4 protein-coding genes are annotated in these 15,003 nt (G+C 74.9%); 2 read left to right on the top strand and 2 right to left on the bottom strand.

The genetic code is table 11. The features are described from left to right. Positions 1 to 174: 174 nt before the first annotated feature. Together ABZ877_RS20595 and ABZ877_RS20590 are read right to left on the bottom strand one after the other, a co-directional pair. Positions 175 to 693, bottom strand: a complete 519-nt coding sequence (locus ABZ877_RS20595; protein ID WP_361073136.1) for an RNA polymerase sigma factor — start codon at positions 691 to 693, stop codon at positions 175 to 177. Between the two features lie 15 nt (positions 694 to 708). Next, positions 709 to 2,025 carry a condensation domain-containing protein gene (locus ABZ877_RS20590; RefSeq protein ID WP_361073133.1) on the bottom strand — a complete coding sequence of 439 codons (1,317 nt, stop codon included), beginning with the start codon at positions 2,023 to 2,025 and terminating at the stop codon, positions 709 to 711. A gap of 404 nt (positions 2,026 to 2,429) precedes the next feature. Between ABZ877_RS20590 and ABZ877_RS20585 the strand changes: the two genes are divergently transcribed. Together ABZ877_RS20585 and ABZ877_RS20580 are read left to right on the top strand one after the other, a co-directional pair. Then, complete coding sequence (locus tag ABZ877_RS20585; protein ID WP_361073130.1) at positions 2,430 to 11,162, top strand: amino acid adenylation domain-containing protein; 8,733 nt, start codon at positions 2,430 to 2,432, stop codon at positions 11,160 to 11,162. Then, the gene (locus ABZ877_RS20580; RefSeq protein ID WP_361073126.1) at positions 11,155 to 15,003 is read left to right on the top strand and encodes a beta-ketoacyl synthase N-terminal-like domain-containing protein; all 3,849 of its coding nucleotides are present in this window, start codon (positions 11,155 to 11,157) and stop codon (positions 15,001 to 15,003) included. The genes ABZ877_RS20585 and ABZ877_RS20580 overlap by 8 nt, the downstream gene beginning before the upstream one ends.

The following is a 15,003-nucleotide window of genomic DNA, read 5'->3' as shown; positions in this document are numbered from 1 at the left end:
CCGCCTCATCATTCTTCGTCGGAGGCCCTCGCGCGGGCCGGTCGGTCGCATGCACACCCATGCAACGGGTGATCACGCTACCGAGGGGTCCCGGCTCACCATGCCTCGCGCCGGTGGCCCCACCGACCGCGGCCCATCACAGAAAGCCCCGACGGTGGCAGGCCGGGGCCCCGCTCACGCCGCCGACGGCTGCCAAGCCTCCTGGAAGCGGCGGCGGGCGCGGTGGAGGCGGGAGCGGACCGTGCCTATGGGGAGGGAGAGGGTCTCGGCCATCTCCTCCTCGTTGAGGCCGTACGCGCGCAGGGTGAGGACCTGGCGGTGGGCGTCGGAGAGGCGGTCCAGGACGTCGGTGATGTGCACGGCGTCCAGCGAGTTCGTCGCCCGGCCGACCTCCAGGTCGGAGCAGGCCGTCTCCGCACCGCGCCGCTTCACGGTGCGGACGGCCTCGCGGACGGTCACCGAGCGCACCCAGCCGTAGAACGCCGCCGGTTCGCGCAGCGAGCCCAGGCCGCGGTAGACGGCGAGGAGCGCTTCCTGCGCGGCGTCGGCCCCGTCGTCGTGGGTGATGGAGCGGCAGATGCGCGCGACATACGGGGCGATGTCGGCGAGCAGGGTGTTCATCGCGCGCTCGTCACCCGCCTGCGCGCGCCTGAGCAGCGCCGGGAGGGTGGGGATGTCGCTGACGGTGTTCATTCGCGGGAGCGCTCCTCAGGGAAGCCGATGGGCGGTTACGAGGTCCGGTTCCGCGGTGTCCGTGAACGCGAGCAGCCCCTCGCGGACGTCGTCGCGGAACGCCCGCATGAACGACGGGCTGAAGCAGGACGTGAAGTGGGGGAACTCGACGGCCAGGCGGCCCTCGAAGGAGACCACGCACGCCATGACCGGGCTGCGGCCCGCCTGCGGGAAGTAGTTCTCGCGGGCGGGGACCAGCCGGACGTCGGTGGCCCGCAGGCCCTCGGGGAGGCGGGGGCCGGGGACCACGCCCATGTTCGTGACGATCACGGTGGCCAGTTGCAGCGTCGGGTGGCGGGGGATCTCCGGTGTGATTCTCAGCTCCTGCGTGTACTCCCCGGCGTCGATGAAGTTCCTCAGGCGGGTGTGCAGAAGCCGCGCCAGTTCCACCGGTTCCGTCTCCGGGGAGACCTCGGCCGTCTGCAGATGGGTGGTGACCGCGGCCACCATCACGGACGCCGGCAGCGGCGGTGTCAGACGGGAGCGCAGGTCGACCGGTGACAGGCAGCCCAGGGTGCGCGCGCCGTCGCCGTCCAAGCGGCGGCGGGCCGCGCGGACGACCGCGGCGCTCACCAGCGCGTGCACGGAGACACCCGTCCGGCGGGCGGTCTCCCGGAGCCGGGTGGTCTCCTCCTCACTCAGCGTCAGCCGGCGGGTCTCGATGTGTCCTTCGGCGGGCGCCGGGTGCGGTACGTCGTACGCGACCAGGTCCACCTGGTGTGCGGCCGCCTGCTCCACGCGCCGTTCCAGGTACTTCGCCGTGTCGGCCTCGTCGCTGTGCGGCAGCAACTCGCTGACCGGGCGGGGCCATTCGGCCTCGTCCTCGGGGTTCGCGTCCGCGTTTCCCTCGGACAGGCTCCGGTAGCGGTCCCACAGGCTGTTGTGCAGCGCGATGCTGCTGTGCCCGTCCGTGATCGTGTGGTCCACCACCAGGACGAACAGGTGCCGGTCCCCCTCCGGCGCGCTGACCAGCACCGCGCGGGTCAGCGGTCCGCCGACCGGCAGCGGGGCGTTCAACTCCTCGGCGTAGGCGTCATCGAGGTCGCCGGTGCGTGTGACCAGGCGGGGCCTCGCGTCCTCCGAGAGCAGCCGCAGGGCGTGTCCGGCCGGGCCGGCGGGCACGATCCGGGTCCGCAGGGTCGGGTGCGCGGCCGTGACGGCGTCGAACGCGGCCGACAGGATCTCCGTGTCGACCTCTCCGCTCAGCGTGCAGGAGAGGACCGCTCTGCTCCGCTGGCCCACGTACAGCGTCTCGGCCGGACACAGCGCACGTTCATTCATGCCGTCAGTCATGTTTCTCGTCCATTGTCTTCCGCGTCTTCCGCGTTCGTGTTTTCCGTTCTACGGTGACGAGCCCCGGCACCGCAGGTCATGCGCAGGGAACAGGAGTTCAGGAAAAAGGAGATCAGGAATCCGGCGTCGCCATGAGAGTGCATGTCGCCTGGTCGTCCGGGCAACCTGACGGCATGGTCCGGTCGTATATCGCGTGATTTCCCTAGACTCCCCCCGCCCGTCGGCACGCTCGCTTTAGGGGAATCACTGGATTCCCGTTCCTCCGGACCGGTCCGCCTTGACCCTGACCTGCCGGGTCGATCACCGTAATGAGCCGTCAGAACCGGTGGTGGGGTGCGTCCCGTCCGACCGGGCCGGATGTTCCGCGACCGTGTGATCACGGCTTGTCACGTGAGGGATGTGCCATGTCACTCCACGAGGACGATCGTCGACCGCTGACCGGAGCCCAGGAGGGTCTTTGGTACGCACAGCGGCTTTCTCCGGACAGCGCCGCCTACAACACCGGAGAGGCCGTGGAAATACACGGTCCTATCGATGCCGAGCTGTTCGAGAAAGCGCTGCGGCGCGCTGTCGGCGAGGCCGACACATTCGCGCTGCGTTTTCTCGACACGGACGACGGGCCCCGATGCGTGACCGCGCCGGACGCGGACGACTGGCCCCTGCACCGCGTCGACGTCAGCGGCGCGGACGACCCCGGGAGCGCCGCCTGGGAGTGGATCCGTACCGACCTCGCGGCGCCCGTGGACATCGACAAGGGGCCGCTGTTCTCGCACGCCCTGCTCACCCTCGCGCCCGACCGGCACCTCTGGTTCCTGAGGGCCCATCACATCCTGCTCGACGGCTACAGCTACAAGCTGCTCGGGCGTCGACTCGCCGACACCTACAACGCGCTGGCCACGGGCGAGGAGCCGGCCCCCACCGTCTTCGCCCCGGTCGACCGGCTCCGGACCGACGAGGCCGCCTACCTCGCCTCCGACCGGTACGAGCGCGATCGCGCCCACTGGGCCGAGCGGCTGGCAGAACTGCCCGAGCCCGCCCGCCTCACCCGCCGGACGGCCGCACCCGTCGCCCCGTTCCTGCGCCGCACCGCCGAACTGTCCTCCGCCGAGGCCGGGGCGCTGAACGCGGCCGCCGCCCGGCTCGGCGTCACCCGCACCGACCTGCTGGCCACCGCCGTCCTCGCCTACCTGCACCGGATGACCGGCGCCGAGGACCTGGTCCTGGGCCTGGCCACCATGAGCCGCCTCGGCAGCGCCGCGCTGCGCACGCCGGGCACCGCCTCCGACGTCCTGCCGCTGCGCGTGCCCGCCGCCCCCGGCACAGCCGTCGCGGAGCTGGCGCGCACCGTCGCCGCCGAACTGAAGGCGGTACGGGAGCACCAGCGCTACCGGGGCGAGTTCCTCCGCCGCGACCTCGGCCTGCTCGGCACCGGCCGCCGCATGTACGGGCCGGTCCTCAACATCGTCCCGTTCACGGAGACACTGGACTTCGGCGGGCACGCCGCCACCTGGCACCACCTGTCCGGCGGCGCCGTCGACGACCTCCAGGTCTCCGTACGGCCCGGGGCGGAGCCCGACGGACTGTGGCTGGCCTTCGACGCCAACCCGGCGCTGTACGAGGAGGACGAACTCGCCCTCCACCGCGACCGGTTCCTGCTGCTCCTGCGCCGGCTGACCGCCGTCGAACCGGCCTCGGCGCTGAGCGACCTCGACCTGCTGCTGCCGGGCGAGCACCCGCGGGACACGCCCGCGCAAGCCGCCCCCGAACCCGTCACCGGCACCCTCAGCGAACTGTTCGAGCGGTGCGCCGCCGAGGTGCCGGAGCGGACCGCCGTGACCTGCGACGGCGAGAGCCTCACCTACGCGGAGCTGGACGCCGAGGCCAACCGGCTCGCCCGGCTGCTGGCCGAGCGGGGCGCGGGCCCCGGGCAGGTGGTGGCCCTCGCGATGCGGCGGGGCCCCGGCCTGCTGCCCGCCCTGCTGGCCGTCCTGAAGACGGGCGCCGCCTACCTGCCCCTTGACACCGGCCACCCGGCCGAGCGGCTGCGTCTGGTGGTCGAGGACGCGCGGCCCGTCCTCCTCGTCACCGACGCCGACCGCGCGGAGCTGCCGTTCGCCGCCGACGTCCCCACGGTCTCCCTCCACGATCCGCGGGTGCGGCAGGACCTCGCCCACCGGGCGGCCGACGCCCTGACCGACGCCGAGCGCGGCGGCCCGCGCCGGCCGTCCGACATCGCGTACATCATCCACACCTCCGGCTCCACCGGACGCCCCAAGGGCGTACCGGTCCCGCACGCGAACGTCGTCCGCCTCTTCACCGCCGCCGCGCACCACTTCGACTTCGGCCCGGACGACGTGTGGACGCTGTTCCACTCCTACGCCTTCGACTTCTCCGTCTGGGAGATGTGGGGCGCCCTGCTGCACGGCGGCCGCCTGGTCGTCGTGCCGTACGCCGTGAGCCGCTCGCCCCGGGACTTCCTGCGGCTGCTGCGCCGCGAGGGCGTCACCGTCCTGAACCAGACGCCGTCCGCGTTCGAGCAACTGGTCGACGCCGACGCGGAGTCGGCGGCGGAGACCGGCGCGCTGCGCTACGTCGTCTTCGGCGGGGAGGCGCTGCGGCCCGAGCGGCTGCGCCCGTGGGCCGACCGGTACGGGCTCGACGCCCCGCAGCTGGTCAACATGTACGGCATCACCGAGACCACCGTGCACGTCACCCACCACCGTCTCACCCGCGCCGACCTGGACGACGCCCGCCGCGGCAGCGTCATCGGCACGCCGCTCGCGGACCTGCGCGTGCACCTCCTCGACCCGGCGGGACGGCCGGTCCCGACGGGCGCCACCGGCGAGATGTACGTGGCCGGGCCCGGGGTGGCCGTCGGCTACCTGAACCGGCCCGACCTCACCGCCGAACGGTTCCTCGACGACCCCTTCGGGCCGCCCGGCAGCCGCATGTACCGCTCCGGCGACCTGGCGCGCCGCCGCGCCGACGGCACCCTCGAATACCTCGGACGGTCCGACGCGCAGGTGCAGTTGCGCGGCTTCCGCATCGAGCCCGGCGAGATCGAGGCCGTCCTCGCCCGCCATCCGGGCGTCACCCGGGCCGCCGTCGTCGTCCGCCGCGCCGACAACGGCGCGCGGCAGCTCGTCGCCTACACGGTCACGGCCGGGGACACCGCGCCGGACCCCGCCGACCTGCGCGCCCACGCCGCGGCGCACCTGCCCGAGCACATGGTCCCGGCGGCCTGCGTCCCCGTCGACGCGCTGCCGCTGACCGCCAACGGCAAGCTCGACGTCGCCGCCCTGCCCGCGCCGGACTTCACCGCCGCCGCGGCGGGCGCCCGCCCCACCACACCCCGCCAGGCGCTGATCTGCCGGCTGTACGAGGACGTGCTGCGGCTGCCCGGCGACACCGTGGGCGTCGACGCGAACTTCTTCGACCTCGGCGGCGACTCCCTCTCCGCGACCCGGCTCCTCGCCCGGCTGCGCGCGGAGACCGGCACCGAGGTGCCCATCACCGCCCTGTTCGACGGGCCGACGCCCGCCGCGCTCGCCGAACGGCTCACCGCCCAGGGCGACACGGTCCGTCCGCTGCCCGCCCTCGGGGACGTGGTCCGGCCGGAGCGCGTACCGCTCTCCTTCGCCCAGGAACGCATGTGGTTCCTGAACCGGCTCGACGACGGCGCCGCCACCTACAACATCCCGCTCGTCGTCCCGCTGCGGGCGCCCGTCGACGCGGAGGCGCTGCGGGCGGCCCTCGGTGACGTCGCCGACCGGCACGAGAGCCTGCGGACCCTGTTCGCCGAGCACGACGGAGCGCCGTACCAGCGCATCCTGCCGCCGGGGGAGCTGCGGCCCGGGCTGCGGTGCGTGGACTGCCCCGCCGAGGAGATCGACGCCCACGTCGCCGCCGCGTCACGGCACCGCTTCGACCTGACCCGCGAAGGCCCGCTCACGGCGGCCCTGTTCGGCAGCGGCCCTGAGCGCACGCTGCTGCTCGTCCTGCACCACAGCGCGGCCGACGGCTGGTCGCTGCGCCCCTTCGCCGACGATCTGAGCACCGCCTACGAGGCGCGTCGCGCCGGCCGGGCGCCCGTGTGGGACGCGCTGCCGGTGCAGTACGCGGACCACGCCGTGTGGCAGCGCGCCCTCCTCACCCCCGAACCGGAGGGCCCGGGGCGTCTCGAACGCCTCACGGCCCACTGGCGCGAGACGCTGGCGGGCCTGCCGCAGGAGTGCACCCTGCCCGGTGACCGGCCGCGCCCGGCGTCCCCGCGCGGCGAAGGCGCGCACGTCACGGAGACGGTGGACGCCGGACTGCACCAGGGACTGCTGCGGCTCGCGGACCGCACGGGCGCCAGCCTGTTCATGGTCCTGCACGCGGCGGTCGGCGCCCTGCTCACCCGCTGCGGCGCGGGCGAGGACATCGTCGTCGGCACCCCGGTCGCGGGCCGCTCCGAACCCGCCCTGGACGAGGTGATCGGCCTGCTCACCAACACGCTGGTCCTGCGCGCCGACACCGCGGGCGACCCCGCCTTCCGCGACCTCGTCGACCGGGTGCGCGCACACGACCTGCGCGCCCTCGACCACCAGGACCTGCCCTTCGACCGGCTGGTGGAGGAGGTGAACCCGCCGCGCCACCCGGCCCGGCACCCGCTCTTCCAGGTGATGCTGGCGCTCCAGAACAACGCGCGCGCCGTCCTCCGCCTCGACGGGCAGGAGCTGCCGCTGCGTCCCACCGCCACGGGCACCGCCAAGTTCGACCTCTTCGTCGACGTCCTCGAACGGTACGACGACGAGGGCGCGCCCGACGGCCTCGACCTGCACGTCGAGTACGCGACCGACCTCTACGAGGCCGGGACCGCCGAGGCGTTCGCCCGCGCCCTGCACGAGGTCCTGACGGCCGTCTGCGCCGACCCCGACATCCGCGTCCACGCCCTGCCGGCGCCCACCCCGCGTACCGCCGACGCCGCGCCGGACGACGCCCGTGCCGCCGTGGCGGAGGTGGAGCGCACGGCGCTGTCCGTCCCCGGCATCCGCGACGCGGTCGCCCTGCCCGGGCCGCACGGCGAACCCCCGCGCCTGTTCGTGGTGCCCGGCCGGGCGGACGCCGCCGAGCGCGTCGAACAACTCCTCGGTGCCGAGGGGAAGGACGCCGTCCGCGTCACCGCGGTCGCCGTGCTGCCCCGTACCGCCGACGGCTCCGTCGACGCCGACGCCCTGCGCGCCCTGCCCCTCGTCGACCGCACGGCCGCCGACTCCTGGCGCGAGCGCCTTTCCCGTCTCCCCGGTGTCACCGCCGCCGACGTCACCGTGGAGGAGGTCCCCGAGGAACTGCCCCGCCGCCACGCCGGCGCCCCGCGCCGCTCCGGTCCGCAGGAGCCGACGGAAGCACAGGTCACGACCGGGCCTTCCGCCGCCCGCGTCCCGGCCCTGAGCGAGGGCCCGGAGTTCGCCGGGCCGTCCGCGTCCAGTTGGGCCGAGGCGCTGGTGCGGGCCGCGCAGAGCCCGTACGGCGAGGTCGTGCACGTCCACGCCGACGGCAGCGAGCACCGGCGCACATACACCTCGCTGGTCACGGAGGCGTCCCGCGTCCTCGGCGGGCTGCGGCGGGCCGGGCTGCGCCCCGGCGACAAGGTCATCCTCCAATGCGACGCGAGCGAGGACTTCCTCGCCGTGCTGTGGGGCTGCGTCCTCGGCGGCTTCGTCGCCGTGCCGCTGACCGTGCCTGCCTCGTACACCACCGCCTCGGCGGCGCTGGCCAAGCTGGAGGGCATCTGGAAGATGCTCGGCCGCCCCTGGATCGTCTGCTCCCCGGGCCGCGAGGCGGACCTGCGGGACCTCGCGGAGCGGCACGAGTGGCCCGGCCTGCGGCTGACGACCGCCGACGTGCTGCGCGAGGCACCGGAGGACCGCGACTGGTACGAGGCGCGCCCCGACGACCTGCTGCTGCTCCTGATGACCTCCGGCAGCACCGGTCTGCCCAAGGCCGTGCGCCAGAGCCACCGCGCCGTGCTGACCCGGTCCGCCGCGACCGCGCAGCTCAACGGCCTCGGCGAGCGCGACACCACCCTCAACTGGATCCCGCTCGACCACGTCACCGGCGTCGTGATGTTCCACCTGCGCGACGTCTACCTGGGCTGCCGCCAGATCCACGCGCCCACCTCCTGGATCCTGGAGGACCCGACCCGCTGGATGGACCTCGCCGACCGGCACAGGGCCACCGTCACCTGGGCGCCCAACTTCGCCTTCGGGCTCCTGGCCGAGCAGGCCGACCGCTTCCGCGACCGCGCCTGGGACCTGTCGCCGATGCGGCTGGTCATGAACGCGGGCGAGGTCGTCGTCGCCTCCGCCGCCCGCCGCTTCCTGCACACGCTGAGGCCCTTCGGGCTGCCGCAGGACGTGATGCACCCCGGCTGGGGCATGTCCGAGACCTGCTCGGTGGTGACCGACGCCGTGCTGCCGGGCGAACCGGACGGCTCCGACGAGTCGTTCGTGAGCTGCGGCCGCCCCTACCCGGGCTTCGCCATGCGCGTCGTCGGCGAGGACGGCACCGTGCTCGCCGAGGGCGAGGCCGGCCGGTTCCAGGTCCGCGGCGCCTCCGTCACCAGCGGCTACTACGACAACCCGGCGGCCAACGCCGAGGCGTTCACCGAGGACGGCTGGTTCGACACCGGCGACCTGGCGTTCCTGCGCGACGGCGAGCTGTACATCACCGGCCGCGCCAAGGACGTCATCATCGTCAACGGCGTCAACCACTACAGCCACGAGATCGAGTCCTGCGTCGAGGAACTGCCCAGCGTCGTACGGAGCTTCACCGCCGCTGTCGCCGTGCGCTCCGACCCCTCTGCGGCCACCGACGAACTCGCGCTCTTCTTCCACCTCGCCCCGGGCCAGGACCCGGCCGCCGCCATGCGGGAGATCGCGGGCAAGGTGACCCGCGAGATCGGCGTCAGCCCCGCCTTCCTCGTCCCGGTCGCCGAGGACGCCATCCCGAAGACCGAGATCGGCAAGATCCAGCGCACCAAGCTGCGCAAGAGCTTCGAGGCGGGCGCCTTCGACGAGGCGGTCCGCGAGGCGCAGGTGCTGATGGGCACCGCCGCCACGCTGCCCGACTGGTTCCTGCGCCCGGTGTGGCAGCGCGCCGAACGGCACCGGCCCCGCGCGCACGCGGCCGGGCGCCACACCCTCGTCCTCGCGGGCGGCGACCCGCGCGCCCACGACCTCGCCCGGCGGTTCGCCGAGGCGGTACGGGCGGACGGCGGACTGTGCACCGTCGTCTCCGAAGGCCCGGCGTACGAGCGGACCGACGCGGCGCACTACCGGCTGCGGCTCACCGAGGACTCCGCACACACGGCCCTCCTCGCCCAGTTGGACGCCGACGGGCGGCCGGTCGACGCCGTCGTGCACCTCGGCGGGCTGCACACCGGCGCGGCCTCGCCCCTGGACGACACCGGCCCCGGCTCCCTCCTCGCGCTCGCCCGCGCCCTCGCCGCCCGGCCCGGACCGCAGCGCCCCGTCGACCTGCTGTACGTGAGCGCGGGCGCCCAGGCCGTGGCGCCCGGGGAGGACGCCGCCCCGGCGCACGCCATGGCCGGGGCCCTGCTGAAATCGCTCGCGGAGGAGTTCGGTTGGCTGCGCGGCGTGCACGTGGACCTGGCGCCCGACGACGCCGAGGGGATCGTCCCCGTACTCCTCGCCGAGGCGGCGGACGCGTCGCCCGACGCCGAGGTCGCGTGGCGCGACGGCCACCGGTACGTACGCCGTCTGGCCCCGCTGCCCGACGAGCCGCCGCGCGCCGAACCGCCCGCCGACGCCGACGGGTTCCACCTGGTCACCGGCGGCCTCGGCGGCGTCGGCGGAGAGGTCGCGGCCCATCTGCTGAAGACGCCCGGCACCCGCCTGCTGCTGCTCGGCCGCACCGAGCTGCCCGCCGAGGACGCCTGGCCGGAGCACCTGGCCGGGGGCGGCGCCACGGCCGACCGTATCGAGGTACTGCGCCGCCTGCGCACCCTCGGCGAGGTCCGCTACGCGTGCGCCGACGTCACCGACGAGGCGCAGGTGCGGGCCGCGGTGGACGAGGCCGCCCAGGCGTGGGGCGCGCCCCTGACCTCGGTGCTGCACCTCGCCGGGGTCCGCGACGAGCGGCCCGTGCGGGAACTGGACGCCGCGTCCTGGCACCGGGCCGTGGAGGCGAAGGCGCACGGCGCGTGGACGCTGCACCGCGTCGCCGCCGACCACCCGGTCACCGCCTTCACCACCTTCTCCTCCGTGAACGGCAGCTTCGGTGGCGCCATGAACGCCGCCTACGCCGCCGCCAACGCCTTCCTCGACGCCCTCGCCCTGCACCGCCGCGCCCACGGCCTGCCCGCACAGAGCCTCGCCTGGAGCCTGTGGCACGAACGCGGGATGAGTCGCGGGTACGGGCTCGCCGCGCTCGGCGAGGCCCGCGGCTACCGGGTCCTCGACACCGCCGCCGCGCTGCGCTCCTTCGACCTGGCCCGCACCGTCGACGAGCCGCACCTGCTGATCGGCGCCGACCGCGGCGCCCCCTGGGTGCGCAGCCACGTCGCGGGCCCCGCCCGGCAGGTACGGCGTCCGGCCGCGCGGGTCGCGCTGGAGGAGGGCACCGACCTGGGCGCCCTGTACGGCGCGGCGGCCGACGCCGCCCGGGCCGTCGGCCTGGGTGACGCGTGGGTGCTGCGCTCGGCGGGCAGCTCCGCGCGGCCGGCCGACCCGGACACGGGGGAGCGGCTGCGGCGCCTGGAGAGCGACCTGGCCCGCCTGTGGTGCGGTGTCCTGAGCCGCGACCGGGTGGGCCGCGACGAGAACTTCTTCGACCTCGGCGGCAACTCCCTGCTCCTGGTCGCCGCCCAGACCGCCATCAACAAGGAGTTCGGCTGCGAACTCCCCGTCGTCGACCTGTTCGCGCACCCCACCGTGCGCGACCTCGCCCGCCACCTGTCGACGCTGACGAGCGCCGGGACCGCCCCGGCGGCCGCCGAGCCGACGCAGCGGCGGGACGCCCCGGCCGGCCCGGAGCCGAGCGGTCTGGAGAAGGCCAAGCAACAAGCACAGCGGCAGCGCGCGGCCCGGGCCCGCCGCTCCGCCCGGCACGGGAAGGACCGAGGGAATGCGTGACACCACCTCCCCGCAGGACGAGCAGGACGAGCAGGGCGAACAGTACGAGCACGAGGAGACGCCCGCCGTCGCCATCATCGGCATGGCGGGACGCTTCCCCGGCGCCGACGACCTGGACGCCTTCTGGGACAACCTCGCGGCGGGCCGGGAGTCGGTGCGGCCCGTCACCGACGAGGAGTTCCTCGCGGCGGGCGGCGACCCCGCCGACCTCGACGACCCCTCCCTCGTCCGCATGGCGTCGGTCGTCGACGGCATCGACCGCTTCGACTCCGGGTTCTTCGGCTACAGCCCCGCCGAGGCCGCCGTCGTGGACCCGCAGCAGCGCCTGCTCCTGGAGACGGCCTACCACGCCCTGGAGGACGCGGGCTGCCTCGGCCCCGCCGCCGGTGAGGCGGCCGGCACGGTCGGCGTGTACGCGGGCAGCGGTGACAGCCGCTACTACCCGGGCCACGTCCACCCGCGCTTCGCCGGACAGCCAGGATCGGTGGCGCTGGTGCACGCGGCCACCGCCAACTCCCTCGGCACGCTCGCCACCCGCGTCTCCTACGAGCTGGGCCTCACCGGCCCGAGCGTCTCCCTGCAAACGGCCTGCTCCACGGCGCTCGTCGCCGTGCACACCGCCTGCCAGGACCTCCTCGACTACCGGTGCGACACCGCGCTCGCCGCCGCCGTCTCCCTCAACCCCTCCGCGCACCTCGGCTACCGGCACGTGCCCGACGGCCCCTTCTCGCCCGACGGCCACTGCCGCGCCTTCGCCGCCGACGCGGCCGGCACCTCCTCCGGCGACGGCGTCGGGGCGGTCGTCCTCAAGCGCCTGGAGGACGCCGTCGCCGACGGCGACCGCATCCGCGCCGTCATCCGGGGCAGCGCCGTCAACAACGACGGACGCCGCAAGGTCGGCTTCAGCGCGCCCAGCTCGGCCGGGCAGACCGAGGTGATCCTCGCCGCCCAGGCGCAGGCGATGGTCGACGCGGGCACCATCGGCCTGGTCGAGGCGCACGGCACCGCCACCAAGCTCGGCGACCCCATCGAGGTGTCCGCGCTGACCGAGGCGTTCCGGCAGACCACGGACCGCACCGGGTTCTGCGCACTCGGCTCGGTGAAGACCAACATCGGCCACCTCGGGGCCGCCGCCGGGATCGCCGGGCTCATCAAGGCCGTACTCGCCCTGGAACACCGGCAGATCCCGCCGAACGTGCACTTCGAGCAGCCCAACCCGCTGATCGACTTCGCCGCCGGACCGTTCCGGGTGCCCACCGCCCTGGAGGAGTGGCGGGCGGACGGCCACCCCCGCCGGGCCGCCGTCAGCGCCTTCGGCATCGGCGGCACCAACGCCCACGTCATCCTGGAGGAGGCGCCGCCCGTCACGCCCGCCAGGACCCGCCCGGCCGAGGACGGCCGCCGCCTGGTCCTCCCGCTGTCCGCGCGCACGGCGGGCGCCCTGCGCGGCCAGGCCGACGCCCTCGCCCGCCACCTCGAACACCGCCCGGACCTGCGCCTGGACGACGTGGCGCACTCCCTGCGCACGGACCGGCCCGCGCTGCGCCACCGCCTCACCGTGACCGCCGCCTCCCGCGACGAGGCGCTGGCCGCCCTGCGCACCGCCGCCCCCGCCACACCACCCCTGACCGACGAACCCGCCCGCGTGGCCTTCCTGCTGCCCGGCGGCGGCACCCAGTACCCCGGCATGGGGGCGGAGCTCTACCGCGACCACGCCGTCTACCGCGACATCATCGACGAGTGCGCGGGCATCCTGCGGCCCGTCCTCGGCGGCGATCTGCGCACCACCCTGTTCGACGACCCCGAGCCCGACAGCACCGCCCTGTTCGCCGGTCTCGTGGCGACCGAGTACGCGCTCGCCCGCACGCTCATGGAGGAAGGGGTGCGCCCGGACGCCCTCATCGGGCACTCCCTCGGCGAGTACACCGCCGCCTGCCTCGCCGGGGTCATGGACCTCGACGCCATGCTGCCCCTCATCACCGAGCGGATCCGGCTCATCGCCTCGGCGGGCGGCGCGACGGTCGGCGTCGCGGCCCCGGCGGAGGACGTGCTGCCGCTCCTCGGCGACGACCTGTCCCTGGCCGCCGTGAACGGGCCCGCCGCGTGCACCGTCGCCGGACACGCCGACGCGGTCACGCGCTTCGAGGCCGAACTCACGCGCAGGGAGCTGCCGTTCCGCCGGCTGCGCATCCCCGCCGCCGCGCACTCGCACGTCCTGGACCCGGTCCTGGAGACGTTCGAGAGCCACCTGCGCACCGTCACCCTGCGCCCGCCGCGCATCCCGTACGTCACCAACGTCACCGGGACCTGGGTCACCGACGAACAGGCCACCTCCGTACGGCACTGGCTCGACCACACCCGCAACACCGTCCGGTTCACCGACGGCGTCACGTCCCTGTGGGAGCGCATGGCCCCCGTCCTGGTGGAGATCGGCCCCGGCGACACCATGACCAAGCTCGCCGCAGCGCAACTCGCCGATCACACACCGGCCACCGTCACCACCATGCGGCACGCCAAGGCCGACGCCCCGGACGGCTTCGTCCTCACCGAGGCGCTCGGCCGCCTGTGGAGCGCGGGCGTGGACGCCGCGCTCCCCGACGTGCCGGGCGAGCCCACGCGCGTACCGCTGCCCGGGTACGCCTTCGAACGGCACCACCACTGGATCGACGCCCCCGGCGCCCGTACGGGATCCGACGAGACGGACGCCCCCGCCGCGACCGGACCGGCCACGGGCCTCGCCCCGCGCCCCCGCCTGACGACCGAGCACGTGCCGCCGCGCACCGAGCGCGAACAGGCCGTGACCCGGCTGTGGGAGGAGACCCTCGGCATCGGCGGCATCGGCGTGCACGACAACTTCTTCGACCTCGGCGGCGACTCGATGCGCGCCGTGCTCCTCGCGGGCCACCTGCGCCGCGCCGGGGTCCTCGACATCCCCGCCGCGACCCTGCTGGCCGCGCCCACGGTGGCGGGCGTCCTCGCGGCGGCCGACGAGACCGGTACGGAAGGAGGCGAGCAGGGGGCCGCCGCACTGGGCCCGCTCCTGCCGCTGCGGACGGAGGGGAGCGCCACGCCGCTGTTCTGCGTCCACCCGGGCGCGGGCGTCTCCTGGCGCTACACCGGCCTCCTGCCCCACCTCGGCGGCGACCAGCCCGTGTACGGCATCCAGGCCGCGGGGCTCGACGGCACCCGGCCGCCCGCGCCGGACGCCGCCGCCATGGTCGCCCACTACGTCGGCCTCGTGCGCGAGGTGCAGCCGCAGGGCCCGTACCGGCTGCTCGGCTGGTCCTACGGCGGCTTCGTGGCGCACGCGATGGCCTGCGCGTTGCAGGAGAGCGGCGAGCGGGTGGAACTGCTCGCCATGCTCGACGCGCCCCAGCCGCACGGCGCCGCCTACGCCCCCGACGCGGCCGAACGGCAGGTGGCGGCGCTCCTGATGCGGGTGGCCGGGCTGCCCGTCGAACCGGGCGCGGAGCTGCCGGAGGTCGACGCCGTACTGGACCGCATCGACGCGGCGGTCACGGCCGACGCCGCGAGCGCCCCCGTCACGCGTGCCGAGGCGGCCGCCATCGCCGAGGTCATGCGCAACAACCTGCGCATCGCCCCGCAGTTCGCGCCCGGCGTCTTCCAGGGGGACGTGCTGTTCTTCAGCGCCCAGGAGGAGGCGGGCGGCTCCGGGGACCTCGCGGTCATGCCCGGCAAGGCCGATGCCTGGCGCCCGTACGTCGACGGCACCCTCCACGACCACCGGGTGCCCTGCGGCCACTACGAGATGACCGAACCCGAGCCCGTCGCCCGTATCGGCGCGGTCGTCGCGAAGGCGCTGCGACCGGCCGACGCCTGA

It is taken from the genome of Streptomyces sp. NPDC046939, assembly GCF_040644575.1.
Lineage (GTDB): Bacteria > Actinomycetota > Actinomycetes > Streptomycetales > Streptomycetaceae > Streptomyces.
Note: the sequence above shows the minus strand (reverse complement) of the source record. Positions and strands in the feature narration are given on the sequence as shown.

Coding starts and splice junctions, on each gene's coding strand:
- ABZ877_RS20590 (WP_361073133.1), bottom strand. CDS start 2,025: ATGACTGACGGCATGAATGAACGTGCGCTGTGTCCGGCCGAGACGCTG.
- ABZ877_RS20595 (WP_361073136.1), bottom strand. CDS start 693: ATGAACACCGTCAGCGACATCCCCACCCTCCCGGCGCTGCTCAGGCGC.
- ABZ877_RS20580 (WP_361073126.1), top strand. CDS start 11,155: ATGCGTGACACCACCTCCCCGCAGGACGAGCAGGACGAGCAGGGCGAA.
- ABZ877_RS20585 (WP_361073130.1), top strand. CDS start 2,430: ATGTCACTCCACGAGGACGATCGTCGACCGCTGACCGGAGCCCAGGAG.